Annotated in this window: 19 protein-coding genes; 10 read left to right on the top strand and 9 right to left on the bottom strand. The window is 72.2% G+C overall.

All coding sequences use genetic code 11. The features are described 5' to 3' along the window. Positions 1 to 86: 86 nt before the first annotated feature. Both BCD48_RS07975 and BCD48_RS07970 read right to left on the bottom strand, forming a co-directional pair. Positions 87 to 1172, bottom strand: a complete 1086-nt coding sequence (locus BCD48_RS07975) for a TIGR03857 family LLM class F420-dependent oxidoreductase (RefSeq protein ID WP_071047668.1) — start codon at positions 1170 to 1172, stop codon at positions 87 to 89. Positions 1173 to 1349: 177 nt separating this feature from the next. Continuing rightward, a complete protein-coding gene (locus BCD48_RS07970) occupies positions 1350 to 2567 on the bottom strand; it encodes a cytochrome P450 (RefSeq protein WP_071047667.1) in 1218 nt (405 codons plus the stop codon). Positions 2568 to 3011: 444 nt separating this feature from the next. Here BCD48_RS07970 and BCD48_RS07965 point away from each other — a divergent pair, with 444 nt between their 5' ends. Next, positions 3012 to 3980: a M48 family metalloprotease gene (locus BCD48_RS07965; protein ID WP_071047666.1), complete on the top strand. Its 969-nt coding sequence runs from the start codon at positions 3012 to 3014 to the stop codon at positions 3978 to 3980. Positions 3981 to 4029: 49 nt separating this feature from the next. Here BCD48_RS07965 and BCD48_RS07960 read toward each other — a convergent pair whose 3' ends face one another. After that, a complete protein-coding gene (locus BCD48_RS07960) occupies positions 4030 to 4431 on the bottom strand; it encodes a BlaI/MecI/CopY family transcriptional regulator (protein ID WP_241841582.1) in 402 nt (133 codons plus the stop codon). A gap of 515 nt (positions 4432 to 4946) precedes the next feature. Here BCD48_RS07960 and BCD48_RS07955 point away from each other — a divergent pair. Continuing rightward, positions 4947 to 5549, top strand: a complete 603-nt coding sequence (locus BCD48_RS07955; protein ID WP_071047679.1) for a M50 family metallopeptidase — start codon at positions 4947 to 4949, stop codon at positions 5547 to 5549. Here the strand turns inward: BCD48_RS07955 and BCD48_RS07950 are convergent. Continuing rightward, positions 5542 to 6495 carry an ABC transporter permease gene (locus tag BCD48_RS07950; protein WP_083418311.1) on the bottom strand — a complete coding sequence of 318 codons (954 nt, stop codon included), beginning with the start codon at positions 6493 to 6495 and terminating at the stop codon, positions 5542 to 5544. The two genes, BCD48_RS07955 and BCD48_RS07950, sit on opposite strands and share 8 nt — an antisense overlap. Next, on the bottom strand, positions 6492 to 9206 hold the full coding sequence (locus BCD48_RS07945; protein WP_071047665.1) for an alpha/beta fold hydrolase: 2715 nt from the start codon (positions 9204 to 9206) through the stop codon (positions 6492 to 6494). The genes BCD48_RS07950 and BCD48_RS07945 overlap by 4 nt, the downstream gene beginning before the upstream one ends. A gap of 509 nt (positions 9207 to 9715) precedes the next feature. Here BCD48_RS07945 and BCD48_RS07940 point away from each other — a divergent pair. After that, on the top strand, positions 9716 to 10624 hold the full coding sequence (locus BCD48_RS07940; RefSeq protein WP_071047664.1) for an oxygenase MpaB family protein: 909 nt from the start codon (positions 9716 to 9718) through the stop codon (positions 10622 to 10624). 109 nt (positions 10625 to 10733) lie between these two features. On the opposite strand, the gene BCD48_RS07935 is transcribed toward BCD48_RS07940, so the two are convergent. Then, positions 10734 to 11336 carry a TetR family transcriptional regulator gene (locus tag BCD48_RS07935; RefSeq protein WP_198543141.1) on the bottom strand — a complete coding sequence of 201 codons (603 nt, stop codon included), beginning with the start codon at positions 11334 to 11336 and terminating at the stop codon, positions 10734 to 10736. 53 nt (positions 11337 to 11389) lie between these two features. On the opposite strand from BCD48_RS07935, the gene BCD48_RS07930 reads away from it, so the two are divergent. Beyond that, the gene (locus BCD48_RS07930) at positions 11390 to 12289 is read left to right on the top strand and encodes an SDR family oxidoreductase (RefSeq protein ID WP_071047662.1); all 900 of its coding nucleotides are present in this window, start codon (positions 11390 to 11392) and stop codon (positions 12287 to 12289) included. Between the two features lie 43 nt (positions 12290 to 12332). Here the strand turns inward: BCD48_RS07930 and BCD48_RS07925 are convergent, their stop codons facing one another. Both BCD48_RS07925 and BCD48_RS07920 read right to left on the bottom strand, forming a co-directional pair. After that, positions 12333 to 13631, bottom strand: a complete 1299-nt coding sequence (locus tag BCD48_RS07925; RefSeq protein ID WP_083418310.1) for an ABC transporter substrate-binding protein — start codon at positions 13629 to 13631, stop codon at positions 12333 to 12335. Positions 13632 to 13661: 30 nt separating this feature from the next. Then, the gene (locus tag BCD48_RS07920; RefSeq protein WP_071047661.1) at positions 13662 to 14633 is read right to left on the bottom strand and encodes an alpha/beta hydrolase; all 972 of its coding nucleotides are present in this window, start codon (positions 14631 to 14633) and stop codon (positions 13662 to 13664) included. Between the two features lie 236 nt (positions 14634 to 14869). Between BCD48_RS07920 and BCD48_RS07915 the strand changes: the two genes are divergently transcribed. The 6 genes from BCD48_RS07915 (at position 14870) to BCD48_RS07890 (ending at position 19791) form a co-directional block, all read left to right on the top strand. After that, entirely contained in the window at positions 14870 to 16123 is a 1254-nt protein-coding gene (locus tag BCD48_RS07915; protein WP_071047660.1) for a helix-turn-helix domain-containing protein, read from the top strand. A 188-nt stretch (positions 16124 to 16311) separates the two neighbouring features. After that, the gene (locus BCD48_RS07910) at positions 16312 to 16773 is read left to right on the top strand and encodes a hypothetical protein (RefSeq protein ID WP_198543140.1); all 462 of its coding nucleotides are present in this window, start codon (positions 16312 to 16314) and stop codon (positions 16771 to 16773) included. An 11-nt stretch (positions 16774 to 16784) separates the two neighbouring features. Further along, positions 16785 to 17003, top strand: coding sequence for a helix-turn-helix transcriptional regulator (locus tag BCD48_RS53285; RefSeq protein WP_241841581.1), 219 nt, complete (start codon positions 16785 to 16787; stop codon positions 17001 to 17003). Further along, a complete protein-coding gene (locus BCD48_RS07900) occupies positions 17000 to 17980 on the top strand; it encodes an NAD(P)-dependent alcohol dehydrogenase (protein WP_071047658.1) in 981 nt (326 codons plus the stop codon). The genes BCD48_RS53285 and BCD48_RS07900 overlap by 4 nt, the downstream gene beginning before the upstream one ends. A gap of 227 nt (positions 17981 to 18207) precedes the next feature. Continuing rightward, positions 18208 to 18630 (top strand): YciI family protein, encoded by a 423-nt coding sequence (locus BCD48_RS07895; RefSeq protein ID WP_071047675.1) that lies wholly within the window; start codon positions 18208 to 18210, stop codon positions 18628 to 18630. A gap of 15 nt (positions 18631 to 18645) precedes the next feature. Continuing rightward, entirely contained in the window at positions 18646 to 19791 is a 1146-nt protein-coding gene (locus tag BCD48_RS07890) for an RNA polymerase sigma factor (protein WP_071047657.1), read from the top strand. A gap of 13 nt (positions 19792 to 19804) precedes the next feature. Here the strand turns inward: BCD48_RS07890 and BCD48_RS07885 are convergent, their stop codons facing one another. Beyond that, on the bottom strand, positions 19805 to 21277 hold the full coding sequence (locus tag BCD48_RS07885) for an aldehyde dehydrogenase (RefSeq protein WP_071047674.1): 1473 nt from the start codon (positions 21275 to 21277) through the stop codon (positions 19805 to 19807). Positions 21278 to 21281: the final 4 nt, after the last annotated feature.

Raw genomic sequence — 21281 nt, 5'->3', positions numbered from 1 at the left:
AGGCCGCCGAGGCCGCCGAGGCCGCCGCGTCGCCCGAGGCCGCCATCCGTCACCCCGCCGTCCGTCACCCGCCATTCGTCGTCCGGCTACGGCTGGGCCGTCTTCTGGTATTCGGCGACGATCGGGGTGAGCTCCGCTGGGGTCGCGCCGTGCATGATGACGCCGTCGCAGCCGAGGGCGAGCTGGTTGCGGACGGCGGCGACGCACTGCGCGGGGGTGCCGGTCGCCGCGGGCGCGAGCCACTCCGGCGGGATCAGCGTCGCGGCGTGCGCCAGCTGCTCGGGGGTGCCCCTCACGTCGAGGCCGCGCACGCCGGCGATCACCGGGTCGGCCAGGAACCGCCTGAGCACCTCGGGGTCCCAGCCGTTGGTGCGTACGAGCAGGTCGCCGTACCCCTGCAGGTAGGTCCCCAGGCGGCCGACGAGCTTCATGAGCCGCTGGTCCTCCGGGACATGTTCGCCGACGGTCGCGAAACAGGACCAGACCTTGACCGAGCCGGGGTCGCGCCCTGCCTCCTCGGCTGCGCGCTTCACCGTCGCCACCGCGCGCGCCGTGGTCTCGTCGGTGAAGAAGGTGTGCAGCACGACCTGGTCGAACAACCGCCCACCCAGCTTGAGCGTGTTCGGCCCGAACGCCACGATGCCCATCGGCAGGTGCTCGTCGAGCGTCCCGTCCAGGTGGAGCACCGGCCAGGAGCCGGCCGGGCCGTTGTGGCCCATGATGACCTCGCCGCGGAAAAGCCGGCGCATGAGGTTGGTGAAGTCCTCGAGCTGCGCGGTCGTGACCCGGGGGATACCGTACGTGTCCTGCTGCAGGGGGACCCCGCGGCCCAGGCCGAGGACGAAGCGGCCGCCGGTGAGGCTCTGCATGGTGCGGGCGTAGCCGGCGGTCACCATCGGGTGGCGGGTGTTGTGGTTCGTGGCCCCGGTCGCGATCGTGATGCGCTCGGTGACGGCGCCCGCCGCGCCGGACAGCGCCGCGGCCTCCTTCTTGTTGAACCGCTCCGAGATGTAGGCGGTGCCGAGGCCCAGCCGTTCGGCCTCGACGGCCTCGACGAGGATGTCGTGCGACGACTTCGCCTGCCCGGCCAGCAGGTAGCAGCCGAGCTCCTCGTGCACCTGGCCGGTGCCGCTCACGCCGTTCGTGGTGGCGGCGGCGGTGGCGGTGTTCATGGTTCACTCCCAGGAGGACGTCAGACCGGCACCAAAAAAGTCTAGATGGATCCCATCAACGGATCCCATCAGCCGAGCGGGGCCCGCGCAAGCGGCCCGCGGAGACGGCCCGCGCGGGGGCCGTCCTCCGACGGACGTGCCTGGAGGCGTCTCAGGCCATGCGGTACGGGAGACGTCTCAGGCCATCTGGTACCGGATGGGAACGCTCTTGGGACCGCCCACGAAGAGCGTCTCCACGTACTCGGCGGGGCCGGCCAGCTCGATGGACCGGATCCGGGGCACCAGCTCAGCGTAGAGGGCCCGCCCCTCGAGGCGGGCCAGGTGGGTGCCGAGGCAGTAGTGGGCGCCGAACCCGAAGCCGACATGCTTGTTCGGCGTGCGGCCGACGTCGAACACCTCCGGGTTGGCGAAGACGGACTCGTCCCGGTTGGCCGACGGGTAGGAGAGCAGGACCGAGCCACCGGCCGGGATCGTCACCCCGCGCACGACCGTGTCGCGCGTTGCGGTGCGCATGAAGTGCTTCACCGGCGACACCCAGCGGATCATCTCGTCGACCGCGGTCGGCACGAGCGACGCGTCCGCGGACAGCCGCCGCCACTGCTCCGGGTTCTGCAGCAGGGCGTGCATCCCGCCGGAGATGGCGGCGCTCGTCGTGTCGTGGCCGGCGGTCGCGATGAGCACGTAGTAGCCGACCGCCTCCAGCTCCCCGATCAGCTCCTCCTGGATCGTGGCGTTGGCGATCACGGAGGCCAGGTCGTCGGTCGGGTTCTCCCGGCGGTTCGCGATCAGCCCCTGGAAGTACTGGAAGAAGTCCAGCAGGGCCAGCGCGGCCGCGTCGTCGCTGGAGTCCCTCGCCAGGTCCGCGTCGTCGGCGCCGAACAGCTCCTGGGTGAGCTTGAGCATCCGCGGGAAGTCGTCCTCGGGCATCCCGAGCAGCGACAGGATGACGTAGAGCGGATAGTGCGCCGCCACGTCCCGGAAGAAGTCACACTCGCCGCCGAGGTCGGCCAGGTGGTCGACGTAGCGCTTCGCGAGCTGCGCGATCCGGTCGGACAACCGGCGGACGCCGGCGGGCTTGAACCACTCGGCGCTGATGTGCCGGTAGAGGACGTGGTCCGGCGCGTCCATCTGGACGAGCGTGCGCACCGGCGGCGCCGGGTCCGCCGGGTTCTGGTGCACGGTCGTGCGCGGCGCGTTGTGCCACAGCTCCGCGTCGCGTGAGATCTCCATGACGTCGTCGTAGCGGGTGACGGCCCAGAAGGGCGGATACTTGCCGTCGTCGACCCGGTGCACCGGAGACTCGCGACGCAGTAACGCCGTGGCGGCATGGAACCGCTTCTCGTCCGCGTACGCCTTCGGGTCGGTGAAGACGCCGCCCGCCTCGTCCAGCTCCATGCTCAGCCCTTCTTGGCGCCGCCGCCTACGGTGCGCAGGTATCCCGATGGATTGAATGGTTCGCCATACCTAGAACACTGTTCGCCCGGGTATTCGGGAGAGCGGTCCGGCGGCCACCGTGACGTCGGCCAGCCGCGACGCGACTGGCCGAGTCGGTAGCGACGTGCGCTGTTGTAGGGCGGCAGCGCTGGAGCCGACCAGTCAGGCACGATGCCTCCCCACGTCGGCAGCCCGGTTGCGCACGTGCATGCGATCCTACAAAAACATCTATAGGTATTCAACGGCTTGCCACCTGTCGGTAATCGGCCGGTCGATGCCGGGGTCGGGTAGGTTCTGGTGGAAAGGAAGGTTAACCTTCCCATTGGGCGCAACGAGCCCCGGGCCGGAGGTGCGCCGTCCGTCACCGAGCCAGGCGGCGTCCGCGCAGGTGGTCGGGAGGCTCGCATGTTTGATCATTTCGTCGTGTCCGTGCTGGTCGCCCCGCTGCTGACGTTGATCGGTACGTGGTGGCTGGCCGACCGCATCAGGCCGGACCTCGCGGCGCGGGTGATCGCCTGGTCGTCGGTGGTCGTCGCGACGGCGAGCTTTGTGAACCTGCTGGCCTTCGCGTTCAAGGCGCTCGCGGAAACCCGCCAGGTGGCGAGCATCGGCAACTGGTCCTCCGCCATCGTCCGGGCCGACACCGAGCACGTCGCCTGGGTCTCGGCGGTCGCGCTGGCGTGGGCCTCGCTCGCGACGCTCGCCGCCGCCGACGGGTACCGCCGCTACCGCCGTGCCCTCAGCACGGCCTGGTCGACGGTGGACGGACTGACGGTGGACGAACCGACGCTCGACGGGCTGGCTGGCGACGGCGAGGTGGTGGTGGTCCCGGACGAGCGGGTCGACGCCTTCGCGCTGCCCGGCCGCCGCGGCCAGAACGGACGCGTCGTCGTCACCTCCGGGATGCGGGCGGCGGTCGACAGTCACCTGTACGGGGCCATCGTCGCCCACGAGCATGCGCACCTGGCCGGCCGGCACCACCAGCTGGTGTGGCTGGCCCGGCTCGCCGGGCTGCTCCAGCCGATACTCTGGCCGGTGATCAAGAAGGTCGAGTACCTGGTGGAGCGGGCCGCCGACGAGGCGGCGGCGCGGTCGGTCGGTGACCGGGACGACATGGCCCGGGCGATCGCGCACGCCGCCCTCGCCGCCCTCGGCACGGACGGCACGTCGCGACGCCGGGTCGGGCCGCTGGCGATGAGCTCGCAGCCGAGCGTCGTTCCCCGCCGGATGGCCGCGATGACGAGCCCGGCGAAGGCCCGTGGATGGCTGCTCGCCCTGCCGCTGCTTCTCGCCGCCTTCACCGTCGCCTGGACCGGTGAGTGCGCCTACGACCTCCACGAGCTCCTCGCCCTCGCGGGCAGCGGCGGGGCGTGAAGGCTCTGCGCGCGCGTGGGGCCGGCGACGGGGCGAACGACCGGGCGGGCTACTGGTCCGACGGTGGTCGGGACTCCCGTTTCGGGGCCCGGGCGTCGAGCTGTTCGAGCATCCGCCGCATGACGCGCTCGTCACGCTTCGACAGCGATCCGAGGAACCTGCTCAGCACGACCTCGCGGTCCGGCCCCTCGTCAAGGATCTGGTGAATCCGCCGCGCCGCCAGCCCGGGCTCGTCGGCGACCGGCCGGTAGGCGAACGCCCTGCCCGCGCGCTCCCGCTCCACCAGGCCTTTGGCGTGCAGGCGGGACAGGATGGTCATGACGGTCGTGTAGGCAAGGTCGCTCCCGAGGCGGGTCATGACCTCGCGAGGGGTCAGCGGCCGACCGGCCGCCTGCAACGCCTGCATGATCGAGCGTTCCAGGTCGCCCGGCGGGCGCTTCTCGCGATCCACGGCACCTCCGCCTGACCAGCGCCCGAACACCTCTCGACGACGGCACCGCTCCGCTCGAGGACGATGGGTCCGCCACCGGCCGCCACCGGCCGCCACCGGCCGCGACACCGCGGCCGTTCAGGTCCGATCCTCCCGAGCGGACGCCCACGTCCGACGCGCCCTGGTCACGGCTGGCGATCGTCGAAATGACCGCCATCACCAGTCGGATCAACCGCCCACCCATGCTATCGGTCGTGAACCGCCCCCTCCGGCGACACGTCCGGGGACGGCCAGGTGACCCGTTGGAAGGCTGTCCGCGACGCTCAGCGCGACCAGACCCGCGGCGCACCCGAGTTCTGGCGCCCAGGCCGCTGGACTACTGGTCCAGCCCGCACGGCTCGGCCGCTCCGGCGACATCGCGTTCAGCCGGACCGCCGCGTCGTCGCCGGCGCTGGCCAGCGTTCGTCCACCCGGCGAGAACCCAACGACGTCACCCGAGCGGAGTGGCCGTCGCCGTCGTGCCTATCGTCGCGAGGGTGAAACCAGGGGAGCTGCGGACCCTGGAGGCCGTGCGGGCGGAACTCGCGCGGCTCGTGCGCTACGACGACGAGTCGCTCGTTCATGACGTCTGGGTCAGGCAGCGGTACGAGGGCGGGTTCGCCGGGACCTACGCGCCTGCTCGGGCGGAGGCGGTGGCCACGGCCTGGCATGAGGCGGGCCACGCGGTGGCGGCGCTGGCCGCCCGGGCGCGGTTCAGTTCGGCGTCGATCCGCGCCGGCGCGCGTAGCTCCGGGCGGGTTCATGCGATCACCAGTGGCGGCGCGGACGAGTTCGTGATCGCGGCTGGCGGGCGGGTCGCGGAGGGCCTGCGGGGGTGGACGCTGCCGTCGTCGGACGCCGAGGTGCGGGCATGGCTGGCGTCGTGGCGGGACGACGGCGGGGACGCGCGACGGTTCCGGGCCGCCCTGGCGGGAACCCGGTTCGCCGCCGACGAGGCCGCCGCCTGGCGGCACTGCGTGGACATGCTGACCCCGCTGCGCCCGCAGATCCGCTCGCTGGCACGCGGCCTGCTGGTCTGGCCGCGACATCTGCCGTACGCGGTCGCGGCGGCACTCGCCGCTCCGGGGCCTGCTAGCTGACGATGTCCTTTCGCTGGAAGTGCCACCAGGCGAGGGCGAAGAACACCGCCGAATAGACCAGGACCAGGCCGCTCCCGCGCATCATGTTGTCCCATTGGATGCCGGGCCCGACCGCGTCGAGCCAGGCGTACTGGAAATGGGTGGGCAGGAACTTGCGGTACGGGTCCAGGGCCGTGATCGAGTCGAGGATGTTCGACAGGACCACGACCATGGTGGCCCCACCGACCGCGCCGAGCGGGGCGTCGGTGAGCACGCCGAACAGGAACGCGAGCGCCGCGACCAGCAGCGACTGCAGGCTGGCGTAGCCGACGACGATCAGCAGCCTCGTCAGCCCCTCCCCGGTCGTGAAGGAACCACCCAGGGGCGACTGCGCCGGCGCCCACCCGAAGAACATGCCGCCGATCACCAGCGCCCAGGCGGGCAGCAGGACGTTCGCGCCGAGGCTCAGCGACAGGGCAACGATCAGTTTCTGCCGCAGCAGCCGGGCGCGGGGCACCGGGATCGCGAGCAGGTAGCGCAACGAGGACCAGCTCGCCTCGCTGGCCACCGTGTCGCCGCAGAAGAGGGCGACCAGCACGACCAGCAGGAACGACGCCGAGGCGAACTCCGTGAACAGGGCGAAGTTGATCGCGCCCTTCGTGGCCAAAGTCGCCAGCAGCGGCCCCGAGAAGTTGCCGTTGTTCGTCCCAGAGGAGGAACCGGGCGAGCTCGCCTGGAAGGCGAGCGCGATGGCCAGCGGCAACAGCAGGAGAATGAGGGCGACCAGATGGGTCCGCCGGCGGCGCAGCTGCCGGACGAACTCGACCCCTGTCGGCAGTGTGCGGTTGGGCCGGAAGCCGCCGTCGCGGGCCCCGGCCACGTCGATGTCCATCAGCATGTCGTGCGCGCCGCGCTGGGTGGGGGGCGGCCGCAGCCCGTCGGGGGCGTCCGTGGGTGGCAGTGTCATTGATCCGCGCCGACCATCCTGAGGAACACTTCCTCCAACGAGCGTTGGGCTGGCATGATCTGCGACGTCATGCCGGCGGCGGTCAGGATGTGCTGCGCCTCCTCGGGATTCGCGACCGCGAGCTGCGTCCTGCTCGCGCCGACGATCTCCTCCACCGACCCGGCCGCGACGAGCCTCCCCTTGTGCATGACCACGACGTGGGTGCAGGTCTGTTCCACCTCGGCGAGCAGATGGCTGGAGATCACCACCGTGCGGCCCGTCGTGGCGTAGCGGCGCAGGACCTCCCGCATCTCCGCGATCTGCGGCGGGTCCAGGCCGTTGGTCGGCTCATCCAGGACCAGGAGCTCGGGCAGCCCGAGCATGGCCTGGGCGATCGCGAGGCGCTGGCGCATGCCCTGGCTGTACGTCTTGACCCGCCGCTCGACCGACGCTCCCAGCCCGGCGATCTCCAGCGCGGTGTCGACATGCGCGTCCCGTGGCGGCCGGCCGGTCGCCGCCCAGTACAGGCGCAGGTTGTCCCGTCCCGACAGGTGCGGCAGCAGCCCCGGGCCCTCGATGAACGTCCCGACCTTGGCGAGGACCGGTGCTCCCGCCTCCACGAGCTCGCCGAACAGGCGGACGGTGCCCGCCGTCGGCCTGATCAGCCCCATGAGCACGCGCAGCGCGGTGGTCTTTCCCGCCCCGTTCGGCCCCAGCAGCCCGACGACCTGGCCGCTTTCCACCCGGAAGCTCACGCCGTCCACCGCGCGGTACCCGTCGCTGTACTCCTTGACCAGGTCCTCGATGACCACCGGCACAGACGTCAGCTCGGCCGTCCCGGCTCGTCGGCGCCGGTGCCGGAGCCTCGAGACCAGCGTGCCGAGCAGGAGCAACGCCATCGCCGCGACGCCCGCCACCAGCCAGATCCATGGCAGGCCAGACCGCGCGAGCTGCCCGTCGATCGTGGCGACGGCCAGGTCGCCACGCAGAGACGTGCTGTCCAGCGCGATGACGTAGCTGCGGGGCGAGGCCGGCAGCTGGTAGGCCGAGTCGGTGGTACCGATGGCCACCACGATGCGGTGGCCGGCCGGTATCTGGGTCACGACGCCGGGCAGGGCCACCGTCACGGTCTGCGCGACGCCGGGCCGCAGGCCGGTGAGCTGGATCGGCGCCACCAGGCCGTTCGGGAGGTCGGGAGCCCCGTCCGGGGCCACGTCGACCAGCGACGCGAACAGCGTCGCGTCCGTGGCATCCCGCGCGGTCACCTGCAGGGCGATCGTCGACGATCCCCCCACGAGCATCCCGGCGGGCAGCGGCTCGGACACGAACGCCGCCACCTGGCCGGGAATCGTGGCCAGGCCCGTCAGCCCAGATCCGGACCCTGCCCCGGGCCCGGATCCGGACCCCGACCCGGATCCGGACCCCGACCCTGAGGTCGCCCCCGTCGACCTCGAAAGCGCGGTCGCGTTGGCCAGCAGGCCGCCCAGGCCCGGGATGGTGGTGATGGCGGCCGGGCTGCCGCCGGCCGGCGCGTAGATGGTCTGGGGCGGGCCCGCGACGGTCACGCGGTCAGTCCGCCGGCTCGTCGCGTCGTCGTCCGCGCGGAGAATCCGCGCGATGGTCTGCCCGGTCTGGGCGGAGATGCTGCTGCCGGGCACGGCCACCTCGAACGAGGTGTCGAGCTGCCCGCGTCCGAGCAGTACCGGCGCGAACCAGTCGTCGACGTGCCGGGCCAGGACGTCGGCGGACGTCGTCCCGTCGTGGCCGCCGCTTCGCCAGATCTCCTTCACCGGGGTGCCGTGGGCGGCGATGCCACGGGCATTCGCGTCCGCCTGGCCGAGGGAGAACAACGAGTCCCGCTCGCCCTGGATGAGCACTGTCGGCGCCCTGATCCGGTCGAGCACGCTGGCCGGGCTGGACGCCCGCAGCAGCGACACGATCGTCGCGTCCGCCTGTCCGGTGGTGGCCGCCCGCTGGTAGGCGGCGCACAGGTTCGGCGCGAACCGCCCACACTCGCCGGGCCGCTGGTCCGCGGCGGAGGTGAACAGCACGCCGGCCCACTGCTTCTTGAAGACGCCCGGCCGATCGGCGGCGGCTGGCTGGCCGGCGGCGGGGGCCGCCTGGCCGGTGGCGACGGCATTCGGAAACAGCGCCTGCGACAGGTCGTTCCAGGTGATGTCGGCCGCGACCGCGTCGATCCGCTTGTCATTGCCGGCCGCGAGCAGCCCGAGCGCGCCGCCGTAGGACGAACCGGCGACGCCCACGCGCGGGTCGCCGGGCGCGTCCTTGCGCACCTGGGGCAGCGTGGCCAGGTAGGTGATCAGCTTGCTCGCGTCCGCCACCTCGTACTCCGGAGCGTCCAGGTGGACCAGTCCGCCGGATCGACCGAAGCCCCTCGCCGTGTAGGCGAGGACGAAGTACCCGCGCTTTGCCAGGGAACGAGCCGCGTCGGCGAGGTCATCCTTGGAGCCGCCGAACCCCTGGGCGAGCAGGATCGCCGGCGCCGGCGTGGCGCGCGGCCGGTAGCTGGTGGTATCCAGCATGACCGCCGAGCCGTTCTCCGCGGTGCCGGCGACGAACCGGGACTGGGTCCGGATCGAGGCGTCGGAGCTGGGCACCACCACAGCCACCAGGGCGCCAGTGACTGCCAGGACCGCCACTCCGGCGACGACGACAAGACGGCGCCGGCCCTTGAGCCGGGCTCTGAGTCGACCCTTGAAAGGAGCCTTCACCGCGGCTGGTTCGGCCGACGGACCAGGTGGGCCACCTCGATGGGACGCCGCGCCGGGCGAACCGCCGGCGAGAGGCGTCGCGCGCGGCGGCCAGGCGGTCGCCGGCCCACTCGCCGTCCGTCGCGACCGTGACCGTCGCGCACACCGGTCGAGCTCACAGGTGCCACCGGGATGTCACTCCTTCCGCCGCGAACGATGGTCAGACGTCGAGCATCTGGTCGTCCGGAACGAGCTGGCCACGTCGACCGTAACGGCACCGGTGAATCCCGCATCACCCCGAGGTAGGCCCGACTACATACTCACAGTGGCACCAGACCAGCTCGGCGGTCTCGGCAGGCCATACCTGGCGGCTTCGGCCTACTCGCCTGCCCCCACGACGTGACGCCGGCCGCTGGGCCACCGCGGCGGCGCCCGCTCACCTGTCTGGACGGTCCGGCCGCTTGTGTGCCGGTCTTCATGCTGACAGTTCTGGCCGGTCCGGTCGACGGGACGGCGCGCATGATGGGGTGATGGTGCTGCCCAGGGTGCCCAGGCTGTCCGTCGATGCGGGCGAGATCCGCTCGTGGGTCGGCGGCGAGGTCTTCGCGCGGGTCGCCGGGCCGGATGGCCCACAGCGGCGCGAGCGGATCTTTGAGGCCGCAGGCGAGCGATGGTTCGCCGAGGACCGCCCGATCCGGCGGGTGCACGGCGACTCGGCGATGTTCGTCGGCGGCCTGCGCGCGCTTCTGCTGCAGTCGCTGCATCCGCTGGCGATGGCCGGGGTGGCCGCGCACTCGGACTTCCGCGCCGACCCCTGGGGCCGCCTGCAGCGGACCAGCTACTTCCTGTCGGCGACGACGTTCGGGCCGGCTGACGAGGCGGAGCGGGCGATCGCCCGGGTGCGGGGCGTGCATCGCCGCGTCCGCGGGACGGCGCCCGACGGCCGGCCGTACGCGGCCTCCGACCCGCATCTGCTGCGCTGGGTGCACCTCGCGGAGGTGGACAGCTTTCTCGCGGCCTATCAGCGCTACGGCGCGGCTGCGCTGACCGCGGCCGAGCGGGACGAGTACGTCCTGGACACCGGTCTGGTGGCGGAGAAACTCGGCATCGACGGCCCGCCGCGCACCGTGGCGGAACTGTCCGACCAACTGGCGGGCTACCGCGCGGAGCTCGCCGGCACGCCGCAGGCGCGCCAGGCCGCGCGGTACCTGCTGGTCGGCGCGCCGCTCCCCCTCCCGGCCCGGGCGCCATACAGCGCGCTGGGAGTGGCCGCGGTCGGTCTGATGCCCGCGTGGACGCGGTGGCCGCTTCGGCTGCCCTACCTGCCGGTCGTCGAGGCGACCGTCGGCCGGCTGGCCGGCTGGGGTGTGGTGGCCGGCGTCCGCTGGGCGACGAGCCCGGCCGCGCGTTCCGAGGAGGTTCACCGGCCGGCGCCCTGACGGCGTCCGTTCCTGGGTGCCCCGGACGGACCCACACGGGTCACCTGGACGTTGACGTCCCGTACTCGTGGCCCAGAGGTGGCGGCGCCCGTCAGGCCAGGGAGCTCCGTCAGGTCAGGGCGCGCAGCGCCGCGGCGGCCTGCGCGATGCAGGTGGCGACGTCCTGTGGCTCTTCGGCGGGGACCTCGGCGGAAAGCCAGTGCGCGAACCCGACCTGGAAGACCGTCACCGCGCTGTGGGCGGCGAGGCTGGCGGCGGGCTCGGCGACTCCGCGGGTGCGCAGCGCCTCGGCGGCCGTGTCGGCCATGGCCGCGAGCTTGAGCAGTTCGCGCTCCTGCAGGCTCGGGTTGGCTGCGATGATCTTGGACCGGCGGATGGCGTGGTCGCGGCGGCCCTCCAGCAGGCTGCCGCCCGCGACCACCCCGGCGAGCGCCGCGTCGAGCGGCGACAGGTCGGCCGGCGCGGCCAGGATCGCGTCATACGCCGTCCGCTCCATGGTCTTCGAACCGTCGAAGAGGACCTCGCGCTTGTCGGCGAAGTGCCGGAAGAAGGTGCGCTCGGTGACGCCGGCGCGCTCGGCGATGTCGCCGGCGGTGGTCTGCTCGAAGCCGCGCTCGACGAAAAGCTCCACCGCGGCGCGGATCATCCGCCCCTGTGCGTCCGGCAGCCAGCGCCCCATATCAGGGAGTGTAGTGATGACAGGCGCTGACATGTCATGCTACGGTTGATGTCAGTAACTGACATACCCGTGGAAGGAAACCCACCATGCGCGTCTTCGTCACCGGCGCCTCCGGCTGGATCGGCTCGGCCGTCACCGACGAGCTCCTCGTGGGCGGCCACCAGGTCGTGGGCCTCGCCCGCTCCGGCGAGTCGGCCGCCGCCCTGGCGGCCAAGGGTGCCACCGCCCACCGCGGCAGCCTGGACGACCTTGACAGCCTGGCCTCAGGCGCCGAGGCCGCCGACGGCGTCATCCACCTCGCCTTCAAGCACGACTTCTCCGACTACGCCGGCGCCGGGCGCACTGAGCACGCCGCCGTCCAGCGCATGCTCGACACGCTCAAGGGCAGCGACCGGCCGTTCCTGGTCGCCTCCGGGCTGGCGTCGGGCGTCGCCGGGCGGCCGCTGACCGAGGACGACGCCTCGCCGTTCCACGGCGCCGACTCGATGCGCGGCGGCAGCGAGAACCTCGCCCTGGGGTTCGCCGACCGAGGGGTCCGCCCGGTGGCCCTGCGTTTCTCCCCGACCGTGCACGGCATGGCGGACCACGGCTTCACCGCGGTCCTGACGAAGATCGCGAAGGAGGCCGGGGTGGCCGGCTACATCGGCGACGGCGCGACCTGCTGGGCGGCCGTGCACCGCTCCGACGCCGCGCGGCTGGTCCGCCTCGCGCTGGAGAAGGCACCGGCGGGTTCGCGGGTGCACGCGGTGGCCGAGGGTGGCATCCCCTCCCGCGACATCGCCGCCGCCATCGGGGACTACCTGGGCCTGCCGACGGCGTCGGTCTCGCCGGCGGACGCGGAGGCCCACTTCGGCTGGATCGGGCGCTTCTTCGGCATGGACGCCATCGCGTCCAACGCCCATACCCGGGAACTGCTCGGCTGGACGCCGACCGGCCCGACCCTGTTGGAGGACATCGCGGCCGGCGCCTACGCGTTGCCGGAGTAAACGCTCCTTGCCGAAGGAAGCCGGGCGGCGATCCTGGATTCCGTCAGTCTCCGATGGGGGTGGAACCCAGCACGTCGAACCTGGAGGGCTGGCCCTTGTCGTCGAGGGCCGTCGACAGGCCGCCCCGTACGCAGACCGCCGGGTTCGCCGGGTCGGCCTTCCCGTTGCAGCGGAACTTCTGGCCGCCCGAGCCGGGCAGTTCCTTCTCCGGCATCGCCTGGATGGTCGCGTTGACGGTCGCCGGAGTGATGTCGCCCTTGATGCCCTCGACGGCGGTGGCCAGGCCGGCGAGCGTCATGAACATGCTCCGGCCGATGACCGCGTCGGTGCCGGTGATGCCGTGGCTGTAGGTCTTGAGCACGGCGTCGTAGAGCACGGTGGAGGGGTCGGTGCCGCCGTTGGGGACGGTGGCGGAGACGACCATTCCGTTGAGCACGTCGGCGGGCACGGCCTTGCGGGTGGCGTCGGTGATGCACTGCGAGATCGCACTGATCGTGCCGTCGTAGCCCACGGCCTTCAGTCCGTTGAACGCGCTGATGCAGAAGGTGTCGTTGCCGATGACGAACACGAGGCCGGGCTTGCCGTCGATGGCGTTCTGCATCTGGGGCGTCATGTCCGCGGTGCCCGGCGGCACCGTGACGAGCTGGTATTCGAGGCCCGCCTTGGTGAACGCCGCCGGCGCGATGTCCTGGGCGGTGTGCAGCGCGGCGGGCACGTCGATCACCACCGACGTCACCTTCTTCACCCCCAGCTTCTTCGCGAGGCTGATCGGCATCTGGAGCACCGCGTAGGTCGGGTCGCCGAGGGTGAACGACGACTCGCTGTCGGCGAGCACGTCGGTGCTGCCGGCGCCGTAGAGCATCGTGGGTATGTTCGCGGCAGCCAGGGGCTTCCAGACGTCGTCGACCACCCCAGACTCGGCGACGGCGACGGCGACGACGTCACCTGCGACCAGTTGGTTCGCGCAGTCGGCGGCCTTCGACGGGTCCGCCTGCGTCTCGCACTTCACGATTTTGATCGGGCGGCCGCCGAAGCCGGAATGCCGTTCGTTGAGGTAGGCGGCGGTGGCGTCGGCGACGTCGAGCTGAGAGGAGGCATCGAAGGCGGGGGTCGCGCCGTCCGAGATGACGCCGATCTTCACGGGCTCGCCGCTCGCGGCCTTCACGGGCCCGAGCACGTCGGCGTTCGCCGTGGTGTTCGCGGGCGCGGGGGTGTCGTCGTCCGACCCGCAGGCCGCCCCGAACACCACCAGGGCCAGCGACGCGGATAACAGCGCGCCCAACGGTCGTCGTCCCGGTGAGGCGCTCGTCCGTCGTACGGGCGAGACCACTCTTCTCCGCATGTCCACGCTCCTCTTTGCCGGGGGCAGAAATCAGTCGGCGGATGTGGGGGACAGTCCGAGCGCGGCGGCCAGGACAGCCGTCGCCTCCTTGTTTTCCCGCTGGCTGACGATGGCCTGCGCCGCGATTCCCGAGCCGTGGAACGTGCCGGGGTACAGGTGGAGCTCGACCGGCACCTCGGCGGCGAGCAGCGCCTGGGCGTAGGCGATGCCCTCGTCGCGCAGCGGGTCGAACTCCATCACCGAGATGTAGGCGGGTGGCAGGCCAGTCAGGTCGGTTGCCCGGGCCGGCGCGGCGTAGGGCGAGACGCCGGGCGTGCCCGGGACGCCCTCGCCGAGATAGGAGTTCCAGCTGATGACCGCGTTGGGCCGGTTCCACATGGGGGTGTCGACGAACCGGCGCATGCTCGGGGTGTCGAGCCGGTCGTCGATCTCGGGAACGCCGAGGAACTGGAAACACAGCGGGGGGCCGCCGAGGTCGCGGGTCAGCAGCGCGAGCCCGGCCGCGAGGCCCGCGCCGGCGCTGATCCCGCGGACCGCGATCCGGGTCGGGTCGACGCCGAGGTCGGCCGTGTTCTTCGCCAGCCATTCCAGGGCGGCATAGCAGTCCTCCAGCGGGGCCGGGAACGGATGTTCCGGGGCCAGCCGGTATTCGACCGAGACGACGACCACGCCCAGCGCGCGGACCAGGTCCAGGCAGGACCCGTCGTCGATGCTGATGTCACCGATCACGAACCCGCCGCCGTGGATGTTGAGCACGCCGGCGGTGAGGCCGGCAAGCGTTCCGGAGCCCGGGCGCGCCGGCCGGTAGACCCGGACGGGGACCTCGGGTGCGCCCGGCGGCCCGGGAACGCGCAGGTCCCGCACGTCGACCCCGGTGGTGTCGGACCGCATGCCGTTCCTGAACTCGTCGAGCAGGGCACGGAACGAGGCCAGGTCGGTGAAGTCAGGCGTCGGCAGCATCGGGATGACAGCTGCCAGCTCGGGGTCGAATCGGTAGGTCATCGCGGATCTCCCTCAGCGGATATCCCTCAACGGTGGCTGGCAGCACTCTGCCCAACCCGCGGGTCCCGGTCATCCGCCAGTCGTCGGACGTTCGCGCGCCAGCACCCGCCACCTGGCGACGGGCGCGGATATGGCTGGTGACGGGTTGCCATCGTTGGGGTGTGGCGGCGTCGCCGAGGGAGGCCGTAACCTCCCGGTGTGCGAACGGCTGCCTGGACGAGCGGCGGTGGCCGGCGGTGAAGGGCCTGCTGCTGCAGCTGTCCGCGCTCGACGCGGACGCCGAGAGCGCGGTCCGGGTCATCGCGTACTTCGATGCCCTGGTGGCCGCCCGTGCCGACGCCGCCTCCCTGGTCCGCGCCACCGCGGCGCTGGCCGAGTGCGGCGCCGGGCTGGAGACCCCGGACACCGGCCAGGTGCGGTACCGCCAGGACGGTACTTCCGCGCCGCCCCCACAGCCCGCGACGGACGGGTCCACGGTGCCCGGGCATGTCTCCGGTTGGATGAGCCTCGGCGACGACGGCGGCCGGGTGTGGCTGGAGCGGCCCGGCCCGCCTCGCCCGCTGGACGAGATCGTCCTGGAGCGGATGGCGATCGCCGCGCGGGCCATCGGCACGAGGGCCCGTCCGTCGCTGCACATCGCCGACCCGGCCCTGGTGGAGCTAGTGCTCTCCGACCGGGAGTCGGCCGAGGACCGGGCTCGGGCGCTGCGCCTGCTCGGGCTGCTGCCTGACGTCGCGGTGCGGGCGGTGGCGATCTCCCCACCGGCGGGGATGGACGTCGGAGTGCAGGCGGTCGCCCTGATGGCCCGCGGCCGGCTCGGGCGGCGCACCGTCCGCGTCGCGGTCCTGGGCCGGATGGCGGCGGTGCTGCTCCAGGACCGGTCCGCGGCGGCGAGCCCTGCCAGCGACCTGCGCCTCGCGCTCGCCGAGCGCCCGTCCAGCCGGACAGGCGCGGAGGTCCTGCCGGACGAGGAGCGGGACGAGACCTCTCCCGGCGGGAGGCAGGGGGGCGGTGGCTTCGACCGCTCGACCTCCACCGGTCACTGGGACGCCGCCGCGCAGCCGCGGGTGGGCATCGGCGGCCCGGTCGACGGGCTCGACGCCCGGCTCTCCTGGCGGCAGGCGCGCCTCGCGCTGAGGTTCGCGGCCCCCGGATCGGCCGACGCACTGGTCGTCGACTACGCGGAACTCRGCTCGGTCGCGCTGCTCGCCGACGTCCCCGTCGACCGGCTGCGCTCCGACCCGGACGTCCGCGCCCTTGACGCGCTCGCCCAGGCGCCGGCCGGGGCTGGCGACATCGCTGTCCTCGAGGCGTACTGCCGGGCGACCTCGCTACGACAGGCGGCCGCCGGCCTGTACCTGCACCACAGCTCCGTCGCCGCCAGGGTGGCGCATCTGGAGGACATCCTCGGCTGGCGTCTCGACGAGCCCGAGGGACGGTTCCGCGCCCGCCTCGCCCTGCTGGCCCGCCGCCTCGCGACCGCGCCGTAGCGGCCGGCGCCAGGAAGGGCCGGCCCGGCGCTTGCCGCCGTGGCGATCCCATCGTGGGCGGGGTCTGGTGCGCCGCGGGCGATGTTGTCGGGGATGGCTCCGGGCTCCGCCGGACAGCCGGGCTGGATGATCGCCGAGCTGGATGTAAAGTTTTCTAGACATCAAGTCAAAGATGCTCTACCTTCGGGATGTCAAAGATTCTGGACATCGAGGGGTCGGGCATGACACACGAGCAGAAGAGGGCGTGGATCAGACTCGTCGTCTCCGTCGTCGCGTACGCCGCCTACGTGGTCGTCGTCGCGGCGCGGACCGACGGACGTCCGCTGTCTGGCGCGCCGTACGTCGCGGCGCTGCTGTGGAGTGTCGGCGCGGCCATCGCCGCGTCGATCGTGGTGGAGATCGCGATCGGCGTGACGAACCCAAGGGCGTCCCGGGTGGTCGACGAACGTGACCGTGAGATCGGCCGGCTCGGCGAGCACGTCGCCCAGTCGTTCGTGGTCATCGGCGCGGTCGCCGCGATGCTCATGGCGATGGCCGAATGGGACACCTTCTGGATCGCCAACGTGATCTACCTGTGCTTCGTGCTGTCGGCGATCCTCGGCGGCGTCACCAGGGTCGTCCTCTACGGCGGGGGCGTCCCGCGGTGGTGAAGCCGACCCGCGTGACGAACCGCATCCGCGGGCTGCGCTTCGCCAACGGCGAGATGACGCAGGCCGAGCTCGCGGAGCGCCTCGGAGTGACCCGGCAGACGGTCATTGCCATCGAGCAGGGCCGGTACTCGCCGTCCCTTGAGACGGCGTTCCAGATCGCCCAGGTGTTCGGTGTCCGGCTCGACGACGTGTTCCAGTACCCGGATCCGGAGGAGGAGAAGCAGCGATGAAGGCGATTGCTCAGGACGGGTACGGCCCGCCCGACGTGCTCATGCCGCGGGAGGTCGACAGGCCGACGATCGGCGATGCGGAGGTGCTCGTCCAGGTGCGGGCCGCCGGGGTCGACCCGGGTGTCTGGATCTTCATGGCTGGCCGGCCGTATGCCGTGCGGCTGGCGGCCGGGCTGCGCAGGCCCAAGGTCTCGGTGCGGGGCCGCGCCTTCGCGGGGGTGGTCGCGGCCACCGGCGACGGCGTGACCGGGTTCCAGCCCGGGGACGAGGTGTACGGGACGACCCCACGCGGGACGTACGCCGAGTACACGGCGGCGCGGGCGGACCGGATGGCCCGCAAGCCCGCGAACGTGACGTTCGACCAGGCCGCGGCCGTTCCCATCTCGGCGCAGACCGCGTTGCAGACCGTGCGCGACCGCTGCGCCGTCCAGGCGGGGCAGCGGGTGATGGTGATCGGCGCGACGGGCGGCGTCGGGTCGTACGCGGTGCAGCTCGCCAAGGCGTACGGCGCGGCGGTGACGGCCGTGTGCGGCCCGGGACGGGCGGAGCTGGCACGGTCCATCGGCGCCGACGACGTCATCGACCACACCCGCGAGGAGATCGACCGCGACGGCCCGGTGTACGACGTGGTCATCGACACCGCGGGGGACCGCCCACTGTCGCTGCTGCGGCGCGCCCTCACGCCCCACGGGACGTTGGCGATCGTCGGCGGCAGCTACCGCCAGGGCCGGCTGCTTGGCGGCGTCAGCCGGCAGATGCTGCGCGCGCCGCTGCTGTCGATGTTCGTGGGCCAGCGGCTGCGCAACGTCACCGCGACCGAACGCGCCACCGACCTCACGGAGCTGACCCGGCTCATCGAGTCCGGCGCCGTCACCCCGGTCGTCGACCGCGTCTACCCCTTGGCCGAGGCGTCGGACGCCCTCCGCCATCTCACCGACGGGCACCCCGCCGGGAAGCTCGTCGTCACCGTCGCATAGGCACTGCCAGCCGCGTGCCGAGGCCGAGGCACGGGCACGGGGCATGGACACGGGGCGTCGTGCGGGACCTCGCGGCGGGCCGTGGACCCCGAGGGCGGCGAGGCGGCTCACCCTTTCTCATGTACGGGAGAAAAAAGTTCGGGCGGCGATGTCGAGAACTTGTGGCTGGCTCCGTCCCGGCGGTGAACGTGACCAGTATGGGTCGCTCCAGGACCGAGGAGAACACGATGGCCAAGTACTTGCTGCTCAAGCACTACCGCGGCGCTCCGGCGGCGGTCAACGATGTGCCCATGGACCGGTGGACGCCGGAGGAGATCTCGGCGCACGTGGGGTACATGAACGACTTCGCGGCCCGGCTCGAGGGGACCGGCGAATTCGTCGACGGTCAGGCGCTCGCGCCCGAGGGGATGTTCGTCCGGTACGACGGTGAGGGGCGTCCGCCGGTCACTGACGGGCCGTTCGCCGAGACCAAGGATCTCATCGCCGGTTGGATGGTGATCGACGTCGACAGCTATGAGCGTGCCATCGAGCTGGCCGGGGAGCTGTCGGCCGCCCCCGGGGCTGGCGGGAAGCCGATCCACGAGTGGCTTGAGGTGCGTCCGTTCCTGGGCTCGGCGCCCACCATCACCGAGTGCCATGGCCATGGGTGAAGAGTGACTTCTCGGGTGAATGAGGCCCTGCTGCGGAGCCTCACACCGAGCGTGCTCGGGATCCTCGTCCGCCGCGGAGCAGACTTCGCGGCGGCCGAGGACGCCGTGCAGGACGCGCTGGTCGAGGCGGTCCGCGTCTGGCCGGCCGACTCGCCGCGGGACCCGAAGGGCTGGCTGATCACCGTGGCCTGGCGCAAGTTCCTCGACGCGACCAGGGCGGACGCCGCCCGCCGCCGGCGTGAGGACCTCGTCGACGAGGAGCCGGCGCCCGGGCCCGCGCCCGCGGTGGACGACACGCTGCAGCTCTACTTCCTGTGCGCCCACCCGTCGCTGACGCCGTCGTCGGCGGTCGCGCTTACGCTGCGCGCCGTCGGCGGGCTGACCACCCGCCAGATCGCGCAGGCCTACCTGGTGCCCGAGGCGACCATGGCGCAGCGCATCAGCCGTGCCAAGCGCACCGTCTCCGGCGTGCGGTTCGACCAGCCCGGCGACGTCGCCACCGTGCTGCGCGTCCTCTACCTGGTCTTCAACGAGGGCTACTCCGGCGACGTCGATCTCGCCGCCGAGTCCATCCGGCTCACCCGGCGGCTCGCGGCGGCGATCGACCACCCCGAGGTGGCCGGGCTGCTCGCGCTCATGCTGCTCCACCACGCCCGGCGGGCCACCAGGACCGCGCCCGACGGCAGCCTGGTGCCGCTCGCCGAGCAGGACCGCGGCCGGTGGGACACCGCGTCGATCGCCGAGGGCGTCGAGATCCTGCAGGCGGCCCTCGCCCTCGACCGCCTCGGCGAGTTCCAGGCCCAGGCCGCCATCGCGGCGCTGCACGCCGACGCGCCCACCGCCGAGGAGACCGACTGGGTGCAGATCGTCGAGTGGTACGACGAGCTCGCGCGCCTGACCGACAGCCCGGTCGTCCGGCTCAACCGCGCGGTCGCCGTCGGCGAGGCCGACGGACCGCGTGCCGGGCTGGCGGCGCTCGCCGCGCTGGACGACTCCCTGCCGCGCCGCGCCGCCGTCGCGGCGTATCTCCACGAGCGCGACGGCGACCTGGCGACGGCGGCGGGGCTGTACGCCGAGGCGGCCCGAAAGGCGCCCAACCTCGCCGAACGCGACCACCTGACACGCCAGGCCGCCCGGCTCAACGCCCGCCGACGTCGCTGACGGGTCGCGCCTGCTATCCGGCGCTATCCGGTGGCGATGGAGATTGGGCGATGGAGATTGATTTGGTGTTGAGGTAGCTTTCGAGGCCTTCGCGGCCGAGTTCGCGGCCGTAGCCGCTGGCCTTCACCCCGCCGAAGGGTGCCGCCGGGTCCATGGAGTACCCCTGGTTCACACCGAAGGTTCCGGTCCGTACTCGGCCGGCGATGTGGAGGCCGTGGGCGGTGTCGGCTGTGAAGACGGAGCCGGCGAGGCCGTATTCGGTGTCGTTGGCGATCCGGATCGCCTCGTCCTCGTCGCGGTAGGGGAGGACGACGATCACCGGGCCGAAGATTTCCTCGCGGGCGATGGTCATCGCGGGGGTGACGTCGCTGAAGACGGTGGGTTGGACGTACCAGCCGGTGTCGAGGCCGGTGGGCGGGGCGCTGCCTCCGGTGGCGAGTCGGGCGCCCTCGCGCAGGCCGGTGTCGATGTAGCCGCGTACCCGTTCCTGCTGGCGCCTGGTTACCAGCGGGCCCATCTGGGTGTCCGGGTCGGATGGGTCTCCGATTCTGATGGTCGAGAGTTCCGCGGTGAGCGCGTCCGTGTAGTCGTCGAGGCGGCCCGCGGGTGCGAGTACGCGGGTGAGGGCGTTGCAGATCTGGCCGGCCATGCCCATGCCGGAGAAGCGGACGGCTTTCGCGACGGTGGCTGGGTCGGCGTCGTCCAGGGCGATGGCGGCTGACTTTCCGCCGAGTTCGAGGCTGACCTTGGTGAGGTTGGCGGCGCAGGCGGTGGCGACCTGCCGGCCGGCGGCGGTCGAGCCGGTGAAGGAGACCTTGTCGATGCCGGGGTGGCCGACGAGGTGGGCGCTGACGTCGCGCTCGGCGGGCAGGACGCTGACGACGCCGGGTGGCAGGCCGGCCTGGGTGAACAGGTCGGCGAGGAACAGTGCGTCGAGGGGTGACTCGGGTGCCGGCTTGAGGACGACCGCGCAGCCGGCGAGCAGGGCGGGAATCAGTTTGGTCACGGTCAGGAACTGCGGCATGTTCCACGGGACGATCGCGGCGACGACACCGACGGGCTCTCGGCGAAGGACGATGTCCTGCCCGTAGACACCCGGGCGGTTCTCCTGCCAGGGGTAGGCGGCGGCGATGTCGGCGAACGCGCCGATCATTGAGCCTGGCAGGCCGACCTGGGCGCGTCTGGCGAAGGAGATCGGGGCGCCGAGCTGGGCGGTGATGATCTGGGCCAGTTCGTCGCGCCGGGCGCTGTAGAGCGTGGCGAGCCGGCGGATTGCCTTGACGCGTTCGGCGGGGTCGGTGCGTGGCCACGGCCCTTCGTCGAAGGCCTGGCGCGCGGTGGCGACGGCACGGTCGACGTCCGCGGTGCCGGCCGCGGCGACGCTTCCGACCGGCTTCTCGCTGTGTGGGGAGATCACCTTGATGCGTGCCCCGGTGCTCGGGGTGACCCATTCGCCGCCGATGAACAGCTGTTCCTGCTCGTGCATGATC

Source organism: Pseudofrankia coriaricola (assembly GCF_001854805.1).
In the GTDB taxonomy this organism is placed as follows: Bacteria; Actinomycetota; Actinomycetes; order Frankiales; family Frankiaceae; genus Pseudofrankia.
The sequence above is the reverse complement of the archived record's forward strand: the minus strand, read 5'-3'. Positions and strand labels throughout refer to the sequence as shown.

Bases quoted from the DNA above. Each gene is read 5' to 3' on its own strand.
- BCD48_RS07965 (WP_071047666.1), top strand. From the start codon at position 3,012: ATGTTTGATCATTTCGTCGTGTCCGTGCTGGTCGCCCCGCTGCTGACG.
- BCD48_RS07895 (WP_071047675.1), top strand. From the start codon at position 18,208: ATGGCCAAGTACTTGCTGCTCAAGCACTACCGCGGCGCTCCGGCGGCG.
- BCD48_RS07940 (WP_071047664.1), top strand. From the start codon at position 9,716: ATGGTGCTGCCCAGGGTGCCCAGGCTGTCCGTCGATGCGGGCGAGATC.
- BCD48_RS07970 (WP_071047667.1), bottom strand. From the start codon at position 2,567: ATGGAGCTGGACGAGGCGGGCGGCGTCTTCACCGACCCGAAGGCGTAC.
- BCD48_RS07910 (WP_198543140.1), top strand. From the start codon at position 16,312: ATGTCAAAGATTCTGGACATCGAGGGGTCGGGCATGACACACGAGCAG.
- BCD48_RS07930 (WP_071047662.1), top strand. From the start codon at position 11,390: ATGCGCGTCTTCGTCACCGGCGCCTCCGGCTGGATCGGCTCGGCCGTC.
- BCD48_RS07975 (WP_071047668.1), bottom strand. From the start codon at position 1,172: ATGAACACCGCCACCGCCGCCGCCACCACGAACGGCGTGAGCGGCACC.
- BCD48_RS07885 (WP_071047674.1), bottom strand. From the start codon at position 21,277: ATGCACGAGCAGGAACAGCTGTTCATCGGCGGCGAATGGGTCACCCCG.
- BCD48_RS07925 (WP_083418310.1), bottom strand. From the start codon at position 13,631: ATGCGGAGAAGAGTGGTCTCGCCCGTACGACGGACGAGCGCCTCACCG.
- BCD48_RS07900 (WP_071047658.1), top strand. From the start codon at position 17,000: ATGAAGGCGATTGCTCAGGACGGGTACGGCCCGCCCGACGTGCTCATG.
- BCD48_RS07950 (WP_083418311.1), bottom strand. From the start codon at position 6,495: ATGACACTGCCACCCACGGACGCCCCCGACGGGCTGCGGCCGCCCCCC.
- BCD48_RS07935 (WP_198543141.1), bottom strand. From the start codon at position 11,336: ATGTCAGCGCCTGTCATCACTACACTCCCTGATATGGGGCGCTGGCTG.
- BCD48_RS07920 (WP_071047661.1), bottom strand. From the start codon at position 14,633: ATGACCTACCGATTCGACCCCGAGCTGGCAGCTGTCATCCCGATGCTG.